This window comes from Microcoleus sp. B3-D7, from assembly GCF_036705305.1.
Lineage (GTDB): Bacteria > Cyanobacteriota > Cyanobacteriia > Cyanobacteriales > Microcoleaceae > Microcoleus.
On record NZ_JAUBUE010000014.1, the window covers coordinates 118,171 to 136,533 of the forward strand.

Annotated in this window: 20 protein-coding genes; 17 read left to right on the top strand and 3 right to left on the bottom strand. The window is 45.0% G+C overall.

Annotated elements, in window-relative coordinates; genetic code table 11:
* Nucleotides 1-115: 115 nt before the first annotated feature.
* A complete protein-coding gene (locus tag QUB25_RS12780) occupies nt 116-1,939 on the top strand; it encodes a hypothetical protein (RefSeq protein ID WP_333183610.1) in 1,824 nt (607 codons plus the stop codon).
* A gap of 143 nt (nt 1,940-2,082) precedes the next feature.
* Here QUB25_RS12780 and QUB25_RS12785 read toward each other — a convergent pair whose 3' ends face one another.
* Nucleotides 2,083-2,454 (bottom strand): hypothetical protein, encoded by a 372-nt coding sequence (locus QUB25_RS12785; protein ID WP_333183611.1) that lies wholly within the window; start codon nt 2,452-2,454, stop codon nt 2,083-2,085.
* A gap of 644 nt (nt 2,455-3,098) precedes the next feature.
* Here QUB25_RS12785 and QUB25_RS12790 point away from each other — a divergent pair.
* The 3 genes from QUB25_RS12790 to QUB25_RS12800 all read left to right on the top strand — a co-directional run bounded on the left by QUB25_RS12790 (nt 3,099) and on the right by QUB25_RS12800 (nt 4,987).
* Nucleotides 3,099-3,284 carry a hypothetical protein gene (locus QUB25_RS12790; protein WP_333183612.1) on the top strand — a complete coding sequence of 62 codons (186 nt, stop codon included), beginning with the start codon at nt 3,099-3,101 and terminating at the stop codon, nt 3,282-3,284.
* A gap of 963 nt (nt 3,285-4,247) precedes the next feature.
* On the top strand, nt 4,248-4,478 hold the full coding sequence (locus tag QUB25_RS12795; RefSeq protein WP_333183613.1) for a DUF4058 family protein: 231 nt from the start codon (nt 4,248-4,250) through the stop codon (nt 4,476-4,478).
* A complete protein-coding gene (locus QUB25_RS12800; protein ID WP_333183629.1) occupies nt 4,418-4,987 on the top strand; it encodes a DUF4058 family protein in 570 nt (189 codons plus the stop codon). Before QUB25_RS12795 ends, QUB25_RS12800 begins: the two co-directional genes overlap by 61 nt.
* A gap of 208 nt (nt 4,988-5,195) precedes the next feature.
* On the opposite strand, the gene QUB25_RS12805 is transcribed toward QUB25_RS12800, so the two are convergent.
* On the bottom strand, nt 5,196-6,086 hold the full coding sequence (locus tag QUB25_RS12805) for a hypothetical protein (RefSeq protein WP_333183614.1): 891 nt from the start codon (nt 6,084-6,086) through the stop codon (nt 5,196-5,198).
* Nucleotides 6,087-6,353: 267 nt separating this feature from the next.
* On the opposite strand from QUB25_RS12805, the gene QUB25_RS12810 reads away from it, so the two are divergent.
* The 12 genes from QUB25_RS12810 to QUB25_RS12860 all read left to right on the top strand — a co-directional run bounded on the left by QUB25_RS12810 (nt 6,354) and on the right by QUB25_RS12860 (nt 17,113).
* Nucleotides 6,354-7,112 carry a phytochelatin synthase family protein gene (locus tag QUB25_RS12810; RefSeq protein ID WP_333183615.1) on the top strand — a complete coding sequence of 253 codons (759 nt, stop codon included), beginning with the start codon at nt 6,354-6,356 and terminating at the stop codon, nt 7,110-7,112.
* Between the two features lie 592 nt (nt 7,113-7,704).
* On the top strand, nt 7,705-8,406 hold the full coding sequence (locus QUB25_RS12815; RefSeq protein ID WP_333183616.1) for a tyrosine-type recombinase/integrase: 702 nt from the start codon (nt 7,705-7,707) through the stop codon (nt 8,404-8,406).
* 75 nt (nt 8,407-8,481) lie between these two features.
* Complete coding sequence (locus QUB25_RS12820) at nt 8,482-9,531, top strand: GIY-YIG nuclease family protein (protein ID WP_333183617.1); 1,050 nt, start codon at nt 8,482-8,484, stop codon at nt 9,529-9,531.
* A gap of 197 nt (nt 9,532-9,728) precedes the next feature.
* Entirely contained in the window at nt 9,729-10,145 is a 417-nt protein-coding gene (locus QUB25_RS12825; protein WP_333183618.1) for a DUF3024 domain-containing protein, read from the top strand.
* A gap of 266 nt (nt 10,146-10,411) precedes the next feature.
* Nucleotides 10,412-10,555 (top strand): hypothetical protein, encoded by a 144-nt coding sequence (locus QUB25_RS12830; RefSeq protein WP_333183619.1) that lies wholly within the window; start codon nt 10,412-10,414, stop codon nt 10,553-10,555.
* Nucleotides 10,556-10,572: 17 nt separating this feature from the next.
* Entirely contained in the window at nt 10,573-10,830 is a 258-nt protein-coding gene (locus QUB25_RS29805; protein ID WP_445251946.1) for a DOPA 4,5-dioxygenase family protein, read from the top strand.
* Between the two features lie 102 nt (nt 10,831-10,932).
* On the top strand, nt 10,933-11,436 hold the full coding sequence (locus tag QUB25_RS12835; RefSeq protein ID WP_333183620.1) for a hypothetical protein: 504 nt from the start codon (nt 10,933-10,935) through the stop codon (nt 11,434-11,436).
* Between the two features lie 66 nt (nt 11,437-11,502).
* A complete protein-coding gene (locus QUB25_RS12840; RefSeq protein WP_333183621.1) occupies nt 11,503-13,461 on the top strand; it encodes an AAA family ATPase in 1,959 nt (652 codons plus the stop codon).
* A gap of 193 nt (nt 13,462-13,654) precedes the next feature.
* Nucleotides 13,655-14,509, top strand: coding sequence for a hypothetical protein (locus tag QUB25_RS12845; RefSeq protein WP_333183622.1), 855 nt, complete (start codon nt 13,655-13,657; stop codon nt 14,507-14,509).
* Nucleotides 14,510-14,964: 455 nt separating this feature from the next.
* On the top strand, nt 14,965-15,117 hold the full coding sequence (locus QUB25_RS12850; protein ID WP_333183623.1) for a hypothetical protein: 153 nt from the start codon (nt 14,965-14,967) through the stop codon (nt 15,115-15,117).
* Between the two features lie 211 nt (nt 15,118-15,328).
* Nucleotides 15,329-15,811 carry an Hsp20/alpha crystallin family protein gene (locus QUB25_RS12855; RefSeq protein WP_333183624.1) on the top strand — a complete coding sequence of 161 codons (483 nt, stop codon included), beginning with the start codon at nt 15,329-15,331 and terminating at the stop codon, nt 15,809-15,811.
* 492 nt (nt 15,812-16,303) lie between these two features.
* The gene (locus QUB25_RS12860) at nt 16,304-17,113 is read left to right on the top strand and encodes a peroxiredoxin-like family protein (protein ID WP_333183625.1); all 810 of its coding nucleotides are present in this window, start codon (nt 16,304-16,306) and stop codon (nt 17,111-17,113) included.
* A 9-nt stretch (nt 17,114-17,122) separates the two neighbouring features.
* On the opposite strand, the gene QUB25_RS12865 is transcribed toward QUB25_RS12860, so the two are convergent.
* Nucleotides 17,123-17,500 carry a hypothetical protein gene (locus QUB25_RS12865; RefSeq protein WP_333183626.1) on the bottom strand — a complete coding sequence of 126 codons (378 nt, stop codon included), beginning with the start codon at nt 17,498-17,500 and terminating at the stop codon, nt 17,123-17,125.
* Nucleotides 17,501-17,720: 220 nt separating this feature from the next.
* Between QUB25_RS12865 and QUB25_RS12870 the strand changes: the two genes are divergently transcribed.
* The gene (locus QUB25_RS12870) at nt 17,721-18,056 is read left to right on the top strand and encodes an HNH endonuclease (protein ID WP_194012309.1); all 336 of its coding nucleotides are present in this window, start codon (nt 17,721-17,723) and stop codon (nt 18,054-18,056) included.
* Nucleotides 18,057-18,363: the final 307 nt, after the last annotated feature.

An 18,363-nucleotide genomic window follows, 5' to 3' on the forward strand; every position in this document is an offset into this window, starting at 1 on the left:
GAAGATAGTTTTGTAAATTTTATGGCATCTGCTTAGACAATATAGAGAGCAAATAAAACTCTCAAAAAAATTACTTTAATTTGAAGACCTTAGAAACTTTAATGGAGGTGCTGTGATGGTGAAATCTAATAAAAAACCTAATCGCCTAGCTGAATTAGCAAAGGAAATGAAAGAGCAACCCGCGCAGCAACAGCCTCCTCCAACATCTGAGCCACAACAATCCTCTACTTCTGGGGGGTTGTTTGGATTGGCTGAACGGCTGGCGGGGCAAACCAAGACACCACCCCAGGCATCGCACCCCGAACCCAGCCAAGCTCTACCTTCTGCCAAGACAAGCAAATTGTTTGCACTAGATAAGCAGTTACACGGCAAGCCAAACCAGCCAGATTCACAACCGCAACCTCAATCTGAAGTCTCTCAAGCCCAAAGCTTCGATCAGAACGAGCCCATTGTAGTGCAGTCTCGCGATCGAGAAACTGTCGAAGCTTTCGATTGGAACGAGCCAATCGTCTTGGAATCTCCCCATCAAGAATCTGCCGAAGCTTTTGATTGGAACGAGCCAATTGTATTGGAATCTCCCAGTCAAAAACCTGATTTATCGGAACTGTCTACCGCCCAAGCTGTTCAACGTTTGCCTCTGGGCAGCTATCTATTAGAAAGTCTGGAAAATCCCACCCAGGCTTTTGCTGTGGAGCCATTTGAATCATTCCAACCTCCTGTTACCTTTGCTGTAGAAACTCAGTTTGCTGCTGAAACTGTCCCTGTCGCTTCACCGTCTGCCCAACCAGAGACAGCATCAGAGCAACCTCCATCCCCTCCCTTAACCCAGACTCAAGTCACTGAGCCAAAACTGGCTTCCTCTGAGCCAGTCACAAAGGTTTCTCCACCTCTAGAGTCTCCCCAACCTGAAGAAAATACGATAGCTCAAAAACCCGTGACGCCAGACAGCGAGGAGCCACAAGCGCCAATGGATGCGAAAGCCTTGGCGATGGAGCTACTTAATATACTTGAGGCTAAACAGGCAAGTCAGGCACAAAACCAATCCCCTGCGGCTGCTTTGGGGCTAGAAATGCAGGATTCTATGCCATCGAATCCCCTTAGCGAAGCGACTGAAGAATCTAACCCGGTTTCAGCCATCGTGGTTTCTTCCTTTGATGAGTTAGACAAACGCCTGGAAGCGGAAAAGCAACGGGAAGAGGCGATTTCTTCAGCGCTAGGGGTAACTGAGGCACCGCTTAAACCTGCTACCGTTACTGTGGTTTCCCCCTTCGACGAGCTCGATCGACGCTTGGAAAAGGAAAAGCAACGGGAAAAAGCGAGCGATCTGGCCCAAACTGTAACAGAAGCCCCAGCTAAACCTGTTACTGTACCCGTGCTTCCTTTATTTGACGAGTTAGATAAACGCCTGGAAGCAGAAAAGCATAAGGAAGAGGCGATCGCGCAGGCACAAGCTGTAATAGAAGCCGAAGCTAAACCTGTTACTGTTACAGTTCTTCCCTCATTTGACGAGTTAGATAAGCGACTGGAAAAGGAAAAGCAACGGGAAAAAGCGAGCGATCTGGCCCAAACTGTAATGGAAGCCGAAGCTAAACCCGTCATTGTATCCGTGGTTTCTTTATTCGACGAGTTAGACGAACGACTGGAAGCCGAAAAGCAGCGGGAAGCGATCGCGCAGGCACAAGCCGTAACAGAGTCAGAAGCTAAACCCGTCACTGTTACCGTCTTTCCTTCTTTTGACGAGTTAGACGAACCAGTGGAAGCGGAAAAGCACGAGGCGGCGAGCGATAGCCAACAGGCGGTAAATGAGTCAGCACTCAAACCCACCACTATTAATACAGTTGCCCTATCCGACGAATTGGATCAACGTCTGGAAGAGGAAAAGCAGGAGAACGTTCCGATTCTTCCCCCTGGTGGCGCCGACTTGACTAGCGTGGATTAATTGTCACAGGAAAAATGTATCACATAACAGGCGATCGGGTCGAACCCCAGGGGAAGACTATCCTTACTCCGTGCGTCAGTATTCTTGTTCTTGTCGGGCATTTTTGATGAGCCTACCCAATGAGATTTTGCACTACTGCACAATCAGTAGCCGGGAGCGACCCGGTAAAGGGCTTTATTTACGACGAACCAATCGAATTTCAGCTTTGATGATTTCAGTTTGCTCTTTAGTAACAGAGCGAAATCTTCTGCTTCGAGCGAAGTGCCTAAAATCACAACTTGACCGTGGATTATGTCTCCATTACAAGTTTTGCAAGTAGGATTTATCTCTTTCCTTAAAAAGTCATCGTCACAAATAAAACTAATTGCCCGATCGCTGAAACTGTTATAGGAACCAACTTCAATGTAAGCTGATTCACCTGGATTTCTTACTAAGTTTTCCATTTCTGCAAGAGCCAGCATTTCTGCCGATTCTCTGATTTCAAGCCCTTTCGAGTTCACTAAACAGTAAAACATTTTTGATGACAGAGCGAGCGTCAATTACGCTATATCAATCTCATAAACAGGACTTACGCAAGCACACTATATGTAGCGTGCCAAGAAAGAGCGATCGCTTGAGAAATTTAATAAAGCGAGCGCCATTGAGGTCGAAAATTTAACTTCTCAAAAATCACCTAATTTGCTGTTAAGCAGGTGTCAGCTTGAGAGTAGGAGTTCTAAGTTCATTTTTCAGATATTCAGACAATAGTTCATGCTTTAAGTGGTAGAAAATTTTACCTACTAAATAGGCTTTTTTTAAAGGAAAGTCCAGAGTAAAATTGCACAAGCACTATGATTTCTTTGTATCTAAAATCGACGACATTGGCAAGAGTTAACCCGGTCAATTGTTTTAGTTCACGATGGATGGAATTACTGAATTTTCCAACGCTATGAATTAAACGGTTTTTACCCCCGTTATTGAATTTTGATTTAGGTCATTTTTTGCGACATACAGGAGATTGCCAGCTTATAGATGACAGTAACAGCATTTATTAAACCAGTTTTTTAGATGTTGAGGATTTATTAAATCGAGTGATCTGGCAATTAAGGTATCAATCATTTTTTTTGTAGTTGGATAAAAGCTTCGCAGAAAAGATTTAAGTTGCGACCACCATAATTCAATGGAATTAAAATCAAAAGAATACGGTGATAAGTTAATAATACTTGCACCAACTGCTTCAATCATCGGTGCAATAGAAGCCATTTTATATGCTGGTCAATTATCCATTACTACTACCGCTTCCACCCCGAGTTCCGGCACTAAAAACTTTAAGGGTAAACACTTCAAAAGCCTTGCCACCCATTGAGTCATTTATTGTCATTAATGCCACTATTTTTTAATACTAATAGCTCCAAATGCTGTGATTTTTACGCCGCCGGATGTAAAATTATTTTATATCTAATACTCTGGTATCATGAGGCGAGAGAGCATAATTTGTATTCAACAAATAAAACCTCCTTTAATCTATAAATAAATACCAGGTTTTATGGATGTATAATTTCACTGTTTTTCAGTATTTTCTTCTTAATTTTTGCACCCGTTCTGTCGCCGCTTGACTGCTTCTTCGTAGCGTCTTTTTTTTCTTAGTTCCAGCCTTTTTAATTCTCGATACATGGCACTACGACTTATCCATTGTCCGTAAAGATTTCCCCAGTATTCACTTGGGTTCTGACAAAGTGAATACTGGATATTTTTCTACCAGTTCATGAAGTTGACACTTAATATCCATTCAACTCACTTTAGAGACTTCCACCTTGACGCAAGGGTTGAATGTCTCCTGTAATTTGTTTGCGTTTTAGCAGCCGTTCGACAATCATATTTACTAACATCTTTTCTAGCAGCTAGTTTTCGTGCTTGAGGTGTCACCCTGTTCATAAGCTTTGACTACTTTTTCTCGCTTGCTCGATCGGTAATAGTTTCATTACTACTACTGTTATACTTATTTTAAGTGTACTCTATTTACCTACAATCTGCTGTATTAGTGGCAGTTGTATCTATTCCTACTTCAATACCGTTTAATTTAAAGCTAACATCGGTATTCATATTGCTATCGACGAGCGAGCGAACTGTTATTGTTGTAGGGATTGTGAGAAATTCTAAGATTTATCTAGCAACAGAATTTGTAATTATAATTGGTTTTTTCACAGTTCTGTAACTTTGAGAACTGTGGGATTTTTTTAGCGACAAAACTCTAAGTATGTAAGAGTTATTAGTGCAGCCAATCAACAATTATGTCATAATGAGTTTTATACAGAACAGAGATATTCCTATGAAACTGCATTTTCCAGGAATGAATCCTTATCTTGAAAATCCTACTTTGTGGTCAGAAGTTCACTCCTGGCTGATTATCGAGTTGGCCCGATCGCTTAATCCCTCACTCATACCCAAGTACCGAGCTGCTGTAGAGAAACGGGTTTACATGGATTCTCTACTGTCGGTATTCCAGATGCCTCCGTTTTTCAACAAAACCCTGAAACATCGGGAGCCCCGAATCGTGTAACAACTGGGGTTTTAACTAAACCAATTCGAGTAACATTGCCCCTGACTGAAGAAATCACAGAACGCTATCTAGAGATTCGGGAGGTCAAAACTGGGAAGGTGGTAACGGTTGTAGAAGTTCTATCACCCAAGAATAAACGAGTCGGTGAAGGTCGAGATAAGTACCTCACCAAGCGACAAAAAATTCTGGACAGTGCTACTCATTTAGTTGAAATCGATTTGCTCAGAACCGGAAACTTTATGCCGATGGTTCAAGGGATTCGATCGGACTACCGCATTTTAGTCAGTCGGGCTAATCTCCGTCCTGAAGCTGAAGTTTACCCGTTTAATGTAACCGAACCGATTCCCCAATTCTTGTTTCCTTTGCAGCCACCAGATGAAGAACCTGTTGTGAATTTAGCTGAGATTTTAGAACAGGTTTATCAGGAGGCGGCTCTAGATTTGGCAATCGATTATTCCGTACAGCCCGTCCCACCGCTGAGTGAGAGTGACTTTCTTTTTGTGCAGTAAGAAAGCAGAATCATCGGAAAGCTAACGCTTTTCGACGCTGTTGTGCTTTTGCAGCCCGCTGTGCGGCATCCGCTTCCTCGCTAGCCTGGTTATCGCTATAGCTTTTTCGAGCTTTTTCAATTTACGAAAGTTGCTTAAATTCACTTTTGAGTTTTCTTAGTAATAGCAAGTTGAGGGCTGTGAAAGTTTCATTCTCAATGGCCGACTATTAATATCCTGATTGAAGTAGCGCTCCCGAGAGCAAATCTGTTAGTTTGAGTGTAACAGCCCACTGGTTTAAGTAAGCGAGATCGAGTCGTTCCCCTTGCACCTTCAAAACTCCCAACACATCCCTCCACTGCTTTTGGGAACCGCCAGGAATTAGTTTATACCAACTGAGTTTTTGTTGGACGATATCTTCGGGCGAGTAGATGTAAATTCCCTCTTCTTGTAAGCCGCTAACAGGATAAAGCTGACGGCGGCTCATCACCGAAGTCGAAAAAGGGTCATCGCTGCCCATCACAAAAATATCCGCTTTCTCCATAGAAGGCAAATAGATGACATTGAACGATGATTCGCGGGGTGCTGTTCTTGACTTGGCAATCGCTTCAGTCACAGCCGACTCGCTGATGTAAAACTCGCCTGACATGGCATCAATTAACCTCTGTGCTGTTCGCGATTCCAGGTCAATTACTAAATCCAAATCTTGCGTCGATCTGTTCTCTCCCAACAGCGAACTTGCCACCGAACCTCCCACTATATATGGAATATTCAGCGGTAGCAAGATGCTGGCTATTTTTTGCGCTAATTCGATCGGATCTGCAATCACGAGTTCACCCCAATCTTTACTGTCTGATAAAACTTCTATCCACTCAGCACCCAAGCACCTTTTAATAAATTCTTGTCGAACTTTTGCCTCAGTAGCATTGGGATACTGGTTCTTTATTCCAGATATTGCCAGCCTTCGCACCGCTTGATTGAAAGCGCAAGTCCGCTGTACTTTTTGTTGGGGCGTTAACTGTCGCAATAGCTGAAACATCAGCACGTCAGCTTCAATGCTGGTATCGATAGATTGTGGCTTGTATCCTGACTTAACTGTGACTGTTGGTATTGGCGGCATGATGCAATCTCGATTCCAGGCATAGATTTCACTATTGTATTACAAAGTCAAAGTTTTTCAAACCGCTTTAGAAAAATGATATTTTTCCTTAATTATCATGAAATTATAACAATAAAAAGACTTGCTATAATGATGTCCAAAGCAAAGGCGATAGTTGCCAGAGCTACTAACCAGATGGCAAGATTTAGACGTTGTAATGTTTAATTATCCAACGAAAAATTCTGAGTAAGACTTTTTTAAACAACTGTTCTTAGGAGAGATGAAGATATGGACTCAAATCAGAAATCTGGGAATCACCGATGGCGAGGGCGACTAATAAAAGCTGGAGGGGGTATTCTACTAATCTTCGGCACAGGTTTAAGCGTTTTTACCTGGAAACTCTTCTCGCCACCTTCTGTTGACCGGCTACCACTTCCCAAAACTTTGGTTTCTTTAGAGTCGCCACAAGGACAACAGCTACTGAACCAGAGCAAGAGCAAACAGGATTTTCAACCGCTTAGCACCCACATTGAAACTCAAAAGCGTCCAGCCTATTGTGGTGTGGCTAGCAGTGTGACGGTTCTGAATGCACTCGGCAGCAAAAGACAGGGATATCGCCCACTAACCCAAGACACCTTTTTTGACGGTCAAACCCAGAATATCCGTTCTTCTTATGCCGTCACTTTTTCGGGGATGACTCTGGATGAATTAGCTGCCTTACTGAGAAGTCACAACGTCAAAGTTGAGGTCTACTATGCGTCGGAGACAACACTTAACCAATTTCGTACCCAAGCTAAAGCCAATCTTGCCCGTTCCGGCGACTATATAATTGTGAACTACCAACGCTCTGTTTTGGGTCAGGGTAAAAGCGGGCATATTTCTCCCCTTGCTGCCTATCACGAGCAAAGCGATCGCTTTCTGATTGAAGACGTAGCCAGTTATAAATATCCGCCTGTATGGGCTTCTACGGAGAATCTTTGGAAAGCGATGAATACTACTGATTCATTTTCCAAAAAGACACGCGGCTATCTCGTTGTGCGTCAGTAAGATAGAGAATTAGAGATTGCCTAGTGGGGTGTGAGCAAAAGTAATTGAAGCATTATTCTATCTTTGATTTAAACTTTATCAGTTTTAAGTTGACTCAACGGCACTAAAGTTGTTAAAAAAGCGAACTGCTGTTTTTTCGAGAGTTGGATTAAGTTCATTCACATCACCAGCAATGTATATCTCCAAGTCCTTAAAGTAATTTTCCGCTATCGAAGCAACCCAGCTTCCCTCACCCTTGTAGTAATCAAGACCTCCGCAAAAGCTTTTTACGATTTACCAGTATGACTTTATAACTCTCAACAGCAAATCTTATACCAATTTACTATGAAGCTGCATTTAATATAACGCTAAGGATATAGTTCCCACCAGAAAGACATCACCCTCATGTAGTGTATCTTCATAGTGAATTGGTATTACCCTAAGCCAAAGTTTAACTATTTAAACACGCTATAGTTATCAACACCCGAGCTGCCATCGCCCGAACTAAACTTGCTGATTCGGGCGAGCGCTACGTTAAGAAATTCCCCCGACCGATGCAGTAATGCAGTATTTGCGGCAAACTCTCAGGTATCGGGTCGGGTATACACCAAGCATGAAAATAGAGGGACACGGGCAGGCCAAAATACTCACGCAAGAGGAAATCGAACTCTTGTTCAACGAAGGTTTGCAGAGCGACCGCGACCGCGCCCTCTTCGGGATTTGTCTCTACACCGCTTGCCGCATTGCCGAAGCGTGCAGCTTGAAAGTCATCGATGTCTTTACCCCAGCGAATGTCATCCGCTCCGAAATGATCATCCGCAAAGGCAACACCAAAGGCAAACTCGGCACCCGCACTATCCCGATCATTCAAGAGTTGAGGCTGCTGTTAGAAACCTACGAGCATCCCGAGCACCCCTATCTATTCCCCAGCCGCCACCTCAACCACCGCTGGAAGCACGCGAACCCGGAAGCCGCCTCTCACCTATTCCAAGAAGCTTGCGAACGAGTTGGCATCATCGGCGCTTCCACCCACAGCCTCAGAAGGTCAGCACTTACTCAGATGAGCAACGCGGGTATCCCATTGCGGATTATTCAAGAAATCAGCGGACACCGCAATCTCGAACAGTTGCAGAAATACTTAGAAGTGCGACCCGACCAAGTAAGGGGAGCCGTCTCCGCACTCTCTACCCTTTCCTACGTCAGGAAAATTCCATATCCTGATATAGCACCCTCAACGCCAGAAAAACCGTTGCCCCCTCACCAACTGTCACAAGCCCAAGCAGACTCCTCGGCCCAAGAAATTCCCGACTGGTGACGAGCAATTTTAGATTTTAGATTTTAGATTTTAGATTTGGGATGCAAGGTTAAAGTCACGCATCAAGAGCATCGAGTGCCGATCGCTTTCTTTCCCAAGGCAGAAGCCCTAACCCCTGGATTTGTTGTTAGAATCGTCGGTCATGTGGAGCGGGTGCATCTCCAAAACCTGCTGAAAGGAGAATTGTTGACAATGTGGCTTAAATTTGGTGTTGCTCTCAGTGGCGAACTGACGGGCATTGATGAAGTTGTGCGCGGAAAAACTCAGCTAACTTGTCTCTACTGCGGAGGCGGACTCACAGCAAAAAAGGGTTCGGTGAAAGAACATCACTTCGCGCACACCGGGGAAACTTGCAAGCCCGTTTCGCAGCGGATTAAAACCAAAGCTTTCCCATCGCTGCCCCTCTACGATAATTTCAACATTCAGCTTAAAGGTGAGGAATTGGAGCAATTGAAAGTGCTGTGGAAAGAGTACGGGGCCCAAAAGCGATCGATTCCCAAAGACTTGGTAAACTTTCGGTGGCAGTTGAAAGGATTACTGGATTCGGAGGGCAATCGCTCTTATCAGTTTACCGACTTGGGTAAAATCCCCGTCGGCGCGCTTCCCCTGGCGCTGTTCAACAAAGTCCAAGAACCCTTGCTGCTATCAGAGTTAATGAAGTTAGAAGGCTCTGTAGAGATGGCCGTTGCTGCGGCGTTATCTTGTTTGGACGAACGGCGGGCTGATTTGCAGATTTATCGAGCGCAGCTTCGTCGGATTCTGGTGAATTCGCTCTATTTTCTGGAGGTCAAAGCGGACGGCCACTGCTTCTATAAAATTGGGGTGACAACTCGAGCGATCGAGGAACGCATCGCCGAGGTGCAGCGGGATGTGAAAGCGCATTACTCGGATGTGGTTGTCAATTTGCTAGGGTTGTGGGAACATCGGGGGAATGTGGAGCTGTATTTCAAACACCGATATCAACCCTTTAACTACCGTATTGGCAAACTGACCGAGTATTTTGTGTTTCCGAACGTCAAGGCTATTTTGAATGATTTGTATGAAATGGAACCCAAACTGCTGAGTGAGATTGAGGTGGATGTTCTCAGACAAATTCAAGAGCAATCAGATTCCGCTGCCAATTAATCGATCTACAGCATTCGCACGGGCTTTGCAAACCTATCCCATTAATTGAGTTAAGGGATACGAGCAGAGTGTCCCACCAAATCCATAAAATCTATCCTTGCTCGCTCGAAGCGGTGGGGGCATAATGTAGGGTCAGACTCCTCGTTCTACCCCGCTCACTTTAAAGAAAATTTAGAATAATCAGGGGAACAAATTCAATGGCAAAAAAAGCAAAAAAACTCTGGCTTTCTTCTTCTGGCAAACAGTCTAAACCTACAGTGCCTGATACTGATAAACAATTAATCGAACAAAAATGCAATGAGTTAATTGAAACAGAATTCAATCCCAAATATATCGAATCTCCACCCACAGACCCGGATTTCAACTATCGAACGGATATCTTTGGCAAGTGGTATCGCAACTACTTTTACTTCTGCTCAACTTACAATTGTCCGAGTCCGAGGGCGATTTCCCCGTCTTTTGAGTCTCGCTCCGCCCGCCTAGAATATGTTGGGCCAGATTGTTTTAATGTGGCCTACATGAGACATACGGGGCAATGGTGGGAAATTCTGCATGGTTTGTCTTTAGAAGAATGTTTATCGGAAATTAGAAACAATCCCTTGTTACATCCTTAATCGTTGCTCTAATTGGCAATCGTTCTTTTAATTATCGAATTGGCTCTCCTGACGTTCGTATTTTGTGTTTCCCGATGTCAAGGTTGTGTTGAACGATTTGTACGCAATGGAACCCAAAGTGCTGTAGGCTGTTGAGGTGGATGCAATTAACGGAGCGAGTGCGAACAACACGGATGGCTGAATTCCGCAGTTTGCTATAAGTCTAGTTACTCGCTCAGTTAACAGCCGTTTTGTGCAAATGTCGGCTCAATAACCTACTGAAAATCATGAAAGCAGACACCATCGAAATTGTTGGTTTTCACGCGCATATTTACTTTGACAATGATAGTCGCGATGCTGCTGCGCGCGTGCGAGAAGGATTGACTCAGTTTGAGGTGCAGCTAGGGCACGGCGGCACGACAAACCCATAGGCCCCCACCCCCAAGCGATGTATCAAGTTGCCTTTTTACCCTCGCAGTTTGGCAAAGTCGTTCCCTGGTTGATGCTCCATCGCGAGGAACTAAATATTCTCGTCCATCCCGAAACAGGAGATGATGTGGCAGACCATACAACACATTCTTTGTGGCTGGGAGAAAAACTAGAGCTGAATGTCGAAGTTCTGCGACCTAGGACAGCCAATACGAAGTTCTCGCGTCATCATTCTCAACGGTGGATTGTTCTATGTAGAGCAAACACTACTTGCTAGGTTCGGTAGTCCGCAAACTAAATTCTTTGCTCAGAGATATCGTTGATTAATTAGTCAAAAACAGGCTAATCTTTGGCAATTGTAAATTATTTGAACTAAGAAATGACAGTTAAAGCTATTTCCGCCACCATCCTTTTAGGTGTAATTCCGCTTCATGTTTACCAGTTACCCGACGGCGGCTACAAAGTCGATGCGATTGGAGTTATGAATGCGGTGGACAAAAAGGGTAGTGCCTTGAGCCGGTTTCTTACTGGGAAATCGGCTTTAGCTCTGCCTTTTGGCGGATACAATTTTACGCAAGCTCAAAGCATTCCAGTGGAAGGCAACGCTCAACTAATCAAGCCCATTCCCATTGCATTAGCTACGGCATACTGGCTCAATGAAGCAACCAAAGGCAACGTGAAAGCTCAAGCTTTGGTTCAAGCCAGCATGGCAGAATCCATCGAACGGCGGGCTGACGCAGCATTCAGCATCAAGCGTACTGAACCAGAGTACAATCGGCGGTTTGGTGAATTCGTTGAGTCAGTTATGTTGGAGAACCGGCAAGAGATTACGAACAGGAGATTGCCCGGTGATGATTTGTACTTGCCAGAGGGGATTAACTGATCAGAATTGCGATCGCTCCTGCAACTGCGTTAGTTTATTGATTAAAGTTTGCCCCGAAACACAGCTATGTACATCTCCCGTTTTCAGTTACTTAATTACAAGTCCTTCCAAGATTCTGGGGTGTTAGAATTCCAACCCGGCATCAATATTATTGTGGGAGCCAACAATTCAGGCAAAACAGCGCTGCTGGAAGCTCTGAGCCTGAGCTTTGAGACAAGTCCGCACCGCACTATCGAAACGCTTCCGCAACTCAATTCAACGCCGAACCGCGAATCTACCGCTAAATTAACTTTAATCTTCACAAAAGCAGAAATTCATCGCCTTTTCGATGATTTATCAGCAGACTGCTATGTAGAATTATCTTCTGCTCGCGATGCGTTCTTACCCCCATCCGAAGTGCTTGTTTTATTCCAAAATTGGATGGACAATCCCAATGATGTAGAGTTAAGTGTTTCAAAATTAACGGCTAATTCAGTAAACCGGGATAACATTTCAATCAAAGATTTAGATCCGGCTATTGAATTAACATACTACCAACCAAGTAAAACATGGTCGGGACTTTCAAGGAACCGAAACAGAAATCTTATAAAAAAAGACGAAAGCGGTCGTTTTACATTTTACCAAGAAACTAATGAAATAGACTCTAACTATACAAGTGAAGATTTTTTCGTAACACTTTTTCACGAATTCAGAAACTGCGTTTCCCAACTTCAAGCCCAGCGGTTCATTGGAAAATGCTCTGTGGGAAACAATGAAGAGCTTAATCCAAGGGCTTCAAACCTAGCCGAAGTTATTCATTTATTAGAGTCGCGAGGTAAAGAAGAGCTGTACGAGCGTTTCAATGACTATGTTTCTACCATGTTTCCTCAGTTCGCGTCCGTTTCAACTCAAATTCTATCGAAGCAGCACTCTCGGGAACCCAACCCTGTTGAAATATTGCTTTGGCCCGCGAAAGCCGCCGGAAGCAATAGAAAGGATTTGGCATTTTCCTTGTCAGACTGCGGGACTGGCACCGGTCAAGTGCTGGCGATTCTTTACGTGGTACTGGCATCGCCGCAATCCAGACCAATCGTAATTGACGAACCCCAATCTTATTTGCATCCAGGGGCGGCTAAGAAGCTGATAGAAATCCTCAAAGAGTTTCCGCAACACCAGTATTTTATTACCACTCATTCTGCCCAGATTATTGCTGCTGCCAATCCCTCAACTATCGTGAAGCTTCGATATGAGGAGGGCGAAACCCAAGCATCAACGATGAATGCGCGAGATATTAGGGAACAGCGCTCTCTTTTAGCTGAACTGGGGGTGAGTTTGTCTGATGTTTTTGGTGCCGACAGCATCCTCTGGGTGGAAGGGCCCACCGAGGAGCAGTGCTTTCCGCTCATATTGTCCAAGCTAGCTCCAAAACTCTTGACAGGAACTAAAATTGTCAGCATCAAAAATACGGGTGATTTATTGGGAAAGAAAGCTCACTTTGTTGATGTTATGTTTGATTTATACCAACGGCTCAGCGGTGGAAATAATTTGTACCCTCCTGGTGTAGGTTTTGTGTTTGACCGTGAAAATAGGACTCAACAGGATCTCACGGATTTGCGGAAAAGGAGTCCAGAGCCAGTTCATTTTCTGGAAAGGTGTATGTATGAAAATTACCTGCTGCATCCCGATGCTATAGCAGCCGTTCTCAATCAAGACGATGCGGGACGAGAACAGGCTCTTACCAGCGAAGCAGTTCGAGAAAGGCTGGAAAGCAATAAAGATAAGTTGAAGGAGAAGAAGGATTGTTTCTCTAAAGATGCTACTCCAGAGGAGCTATCAAATCCCCAATACGTTGACAAAAATATTAACGCAGCAAAACTGCTCGATCTGCTGTTTGCCGAGTTATCGTTCGCGCGGGTCAAGTTTAGGAAAACCAAACACTCAATCATGCTTACAGAATGGTTGCTTGAAAATAACCCAGAACACTTTGCCGAGCTAGCCCAATTTTTGCGAGATATCCTTGACAAAGGTAAGGCAGCGCTGGATTGACGCGAGTGCGATCGCTCCCAACACCCGGATTTTGGGAGAAACTAAAACCAAACCCCCAACCCACCCGCCATGCCCAAACTTCCCGATTGCGTAGGCTCCATTCGGGGCGGAGCCATCGCTACCTCCTCGCTCGCCCGCAATCCCCCCCTAGTTTGTGCCGTCCGAAATCCTCCACTTTATCCCGAATTATCTAATGAATCAAAAAATCTCTGAAATAGATGAGCAAATTGCCCAACTTATAGCTAGCTTGCCCAGCGATCGCCTCCTACAGCAAGCTAAGACACCAGCTCAGATAGAGGAATGGCACAAAGCAAGACAAACCCAGATTCTTTTGGCTGAGTGCTGGAAATCTAAGTGGCTTGTTCAGGACTATTACCCGCTTGAGGAAGCTGTAAAACGGCAAGAGATTTCTCAACGAAAAGCTGAGTTAATGAACTCCTGCGTTAACGAGTACAAAGCCCGGTGGGAGCTTTGCGACGTTGCTGAAAAATATGTCAAAAAACGCCACGTACTTCTCCAAATCTGGACGGGTTATGTAGAGCATTTTTCCAAGCCATTAGCCCATTTTTGGGACAAATTTTTTCACCAAGCTAGCCTGAGACAGTATCCATTTCAATCAGCCTATGATTTATTTGCCGAGACTTTAAAAGAAGATGTGGATGGTTCTTTCTCTGTATGCTTGAAACCCTACTATGAGGTTCCGATGAAAAAGTGGAGGCAAGTAGGTCAGCAGTACACTCAACTTCTGGCTCGATCCGAGTTGGATGGCACTTACCCAGAACTTAAGGAAGTAGAAAAGCAGAGATTAAAAACAAACTTAGTTTGGCACAAAGTGGGTTTTTCTTGGATTGGGATGATTCTGTGGACGTGCCAAATTGAGGCAAAAAATGACCCCTTGCTCAGAAAGCAATTGGTTGCCTACAACACATCGCTGGGGGAAGCACTGAGTTTAGGAGTGTCAGCTAGCCGCAATTTGCACGGTTGGGCATGGCACAAAGGGGAATTGCTTTGCACGGATAAGGCAGGCGGCATTTACCGCAAAGCTTAACAAAACTTCAAATCTGGATCATATTTCATCCGACACCGGGGCTGAGTATCTAGATTGGGAAGGTAAATCATTAGCATTAATGAGCGGTCTACCTTATGTTCGACATTCCCATCGCTATCACCGTATCAATTCTTCTTGGTGTTTTCATTGGTATAGCCAAGTTTCGGCAAGATATAGTAATGCTTTTAGGAGGCTTGGCTGCTTTCGGTATCTATTACTTTCTGTTTCTGCATAACATTTTACTAGGCATTCTCAAGCAGGTGACACGCTAGTCGTTAGACAATGAAGGTGTCTTGGCTGTTTTGAATTACTGCTTGGGAGGATTTGTTAGCTAGCTGTGGGTAACACCCCGCTTGTGGAGGCGTTAATGTGGGACTCCCACTCCCGCAGCTAGCTATATCAAAACTTTGTTTTTAAGACTGGGATTATCCGATCGTCCTCATATAGCGATGGCTATGGGAAAGCAGCAATTGCCGGCTCTGTACATCATTACCACTGCTACACATCACCCGCACCGCATTTTTGGTACGGTTGGCAACACCGACGATACTTCCCCCGACGCTCGTGCCGTGCAGAACGGACGAGGCAAGCTCATGGCGTTCCCATAGCATTTTCGGTTTCTAGGAATAGCTTTGTACGGTTTTCTTCAATGCCAATTAATTCTGATTTTTTCGCACTTATTCTGGCAAATACGACTAACTGGGTTGGGTTCTCCTGACTGTTCCTCCCACTTGGGAAGCGGCATCATAATAACTGTAAGCAATGAGCTTCAACCCAAACAAACTCATAAAGCATTACCAATTTTTGAGGTGACAGATTATGTTGATGCGCTACTGGCAACCCTTCACAGAAATTGAAACCATTCGCGAGCAACTCGATAAAGTTTTTGACCAACGGACAGCAACGAGAGATAACTCAGAAGCCACTTGGATGCCCGCTCTGGAATTGGTTGATGCTGGGGACAACTTCGTACTAAAAGCGCAACTGCCTGGAATTGACCCCAAAGACATTGACGTTCAAGTCACCCGCGAAGCAATTTCTATTTCTGGCGAACGCCGCTACGAAAACACAGAAGAAAAATCTGGCTACGTCCGCTCAGAATTCCGCTACGGCAAATTCCACCGGACGCTTCCCTTGCCCGCACACATTCAAAACGACTCTGTGCAAGCTGAATACAAAGATGGCATTCTAACGCTAACCCTGCCCAAAGTAACTGAAGCTCGCAATAAAGTCGTCAAGATTAATTTGGCCGAAATTGCTGGAACTCCAGCGACTCCCGCTTTGGAACAGGCGAACCAATAACAATGGGGTAAGCGTGTTTAGTGGTGAACTCAGTACGCAGAAAGCTGTGCTTAATTGAGTGAGGCAAATTTTCCTTTCATTGAGCCTGATTAGATTTACTTAGCAACAACGGAACTGGAAAAGCTGATACCGGGAGCGACCATTGCTCTCGGTATTCTTTATGTAGGAAAGCCAAGCGAAAAGTTACCTACAGATGCCCTGAACCCGCGCTGATTCCAGTTAGTCTGTCAAAATATTTCACGCTTGTCGGCACCAATTTCATTGAGTCTGCTCTCGCGGAGAGAGGATTGGCGATCGCCCGACAGCATCAGCTTATCTGTGGTAAAGTAGCACAGCTAGACATACCCTGCCAGCTCAAGCGCAATAGTTAAAGCATCTCAACCAGGTGATACATCAATTCCGAAAGTAGTCGCCCGATTTGATGTGAGTAAACCATCTGTCCAACAACTGATTATTTTCTACTTTCCCAATTCCTCAATAGATAATTAGCCGATGAATATCCATACCCTCTTGAGCCAAACCTCACGCCAACGGGTGAGTGATGGAGCCGTTTTACCCATCTTGAACGGTTGCGATTCCTCTATGAGGCAATTGGTGCTGTTCTTGCCACAATTGGGAGATTTCGACAGCCTTGAATATGCTTGGTGGTTGCAGCGGGACGCTCAACGGCTGGAAACACAAGGGATAGCAATCCGAGCTGTGGGAATTGGCTCACGCTCATCGGGTCAGCGATTCTGTGGCTATACAGGATGGACTGCCGACTGTTTGTTTGTAGATCCCAGTGCCCAACTGCACCACAAACTTGACCTGTATCCAGGTTTATCGTTAAAACTACCCGGTTTATCGGCTGCTATGAATGCTTACCTCAATCTATTGTTCATGTGTGCGGGGATTGGTAGCCCTGGCACTCTGGCAGAAGTATGGAGAGGATATCGAGGCGACGCAACAGCACCTCAATTAATTGGTGATGATGAAATTATTCAGGCTTTCCCTCTTCCACCCCTCAAAGGCTCCACTTTTCGGTGGGCAGGTGGCAAAGGTTTCCAGCGTCCGTTTGAATTGGCAACTTTACGGCTGCGGAATATGGGAGAAGTGCTGAGTAATTGGAGAACCTATGTTCCAAATGCTGCTTATCTCACTCAACGAGGCGCAACTTTCTTGTTTAATGCTCAGGGAGATTTAGTCTACGAACATCGAGATCGCGCCATCCTTGGTTTCGCTGCTGATATGAGCAATCCCCTGACATTTCTCTCAGAAATGGTGGCTGATGGAGACTTGTTAGGGCAGGACGATATGCACTAACTACCGCCCTTATGGTGTGCGGCTGGCAGGGGGTAAGAGTGGTCGATAGCGAATGGGCATGGGCTTACGGATAGGGGGATTCATGTGATCGTACTCAATCCCATCATTGCTGCTGGCAATTTCTTGCTTACCATATTCATCCTGTTCCTCCAGATACCAACTCTGTACCTCTAGTTTCCAATTGAACTCTACCCAACCATGTCGCCCCGGTTCTTCCCGCCCTTGTCCGTCAACTAGCAAATGCACAACGTAAAGTTGATGGGTTGGCTCAAGGCCACCAAGAAACCAGTTATCGTCAATCTCCGCCTTTACGTTAGCTTCATCAAATTGGATGCCAACTTGTGAAAGCGCAGCCATCGCCATTTGCCTTAAAGTTGCCCGATCCATCCCCTTTTCCTCGTGATTGAGAGATGTCAGCCGCAGCCACTGAGGCTGTGAACTTCCTCACCCCTAACATTACTAAAAACCCAAACCAAAACCCCAACCCGCCCCGCCCTGCTCAAACTGCCCGAATGCGAGATTTTTTAGGCCTAGATGAGGCGGTATTCTGAGTAATGGCAACAAAATATCTCGCCATACTAGAGAGAGATGAGCGTTTACAATTATTATGCCTAAACCAAAGAGGTATCCCGATAATTGGTCTGAGATTGCGCTATCAATCAAGGAAAATGCGGGGTGGCGCTGCGCTAAGTGCCGCCAACAGTGCCTCAGACCCGGTAAACAAAGCGGTTTAACTAAATCCGAACGGTGTGCTTTGACTTTGACGGTGCACCACCGCAATCGGATACCAGAGGACAATCGTCTCGAAAACTTAGTCGCCCTGTGTACCGCGTGCCATCTTTCGTACCACAATAGGGGTCAGTCTAACGTATCACCTGGGCAGTTATCTCTGTTCCCTGATGATGGTATTGATTGGGAGCTCATCGCTTCTTTTGAGGAATAGGGACGGGACAATTGATTTGAGCCGAATCCGCTGCCATCCGCTTCATTAATTTGAGAGCGGCTAGGCAATCTCAAGAGAGCTCGGTGGTTTCCATTGAGGGGAAAATACTGATAATCTTTATAATATTTGATAACTTTCAGGTTTGCGCCCTTAAAAAGATGAAGAGGCGTATCTATTGACCGCCTCATAACATCTTTGAAGAATCACCTCGGCTTCAATCAGGGAAGTAAATCAATCTAGGTGTTGGTCAATTAGGGCAATCAGTTGAGAGATCGCCTTCTGTTCTTCTTTTAGCAATTCCTTAAGC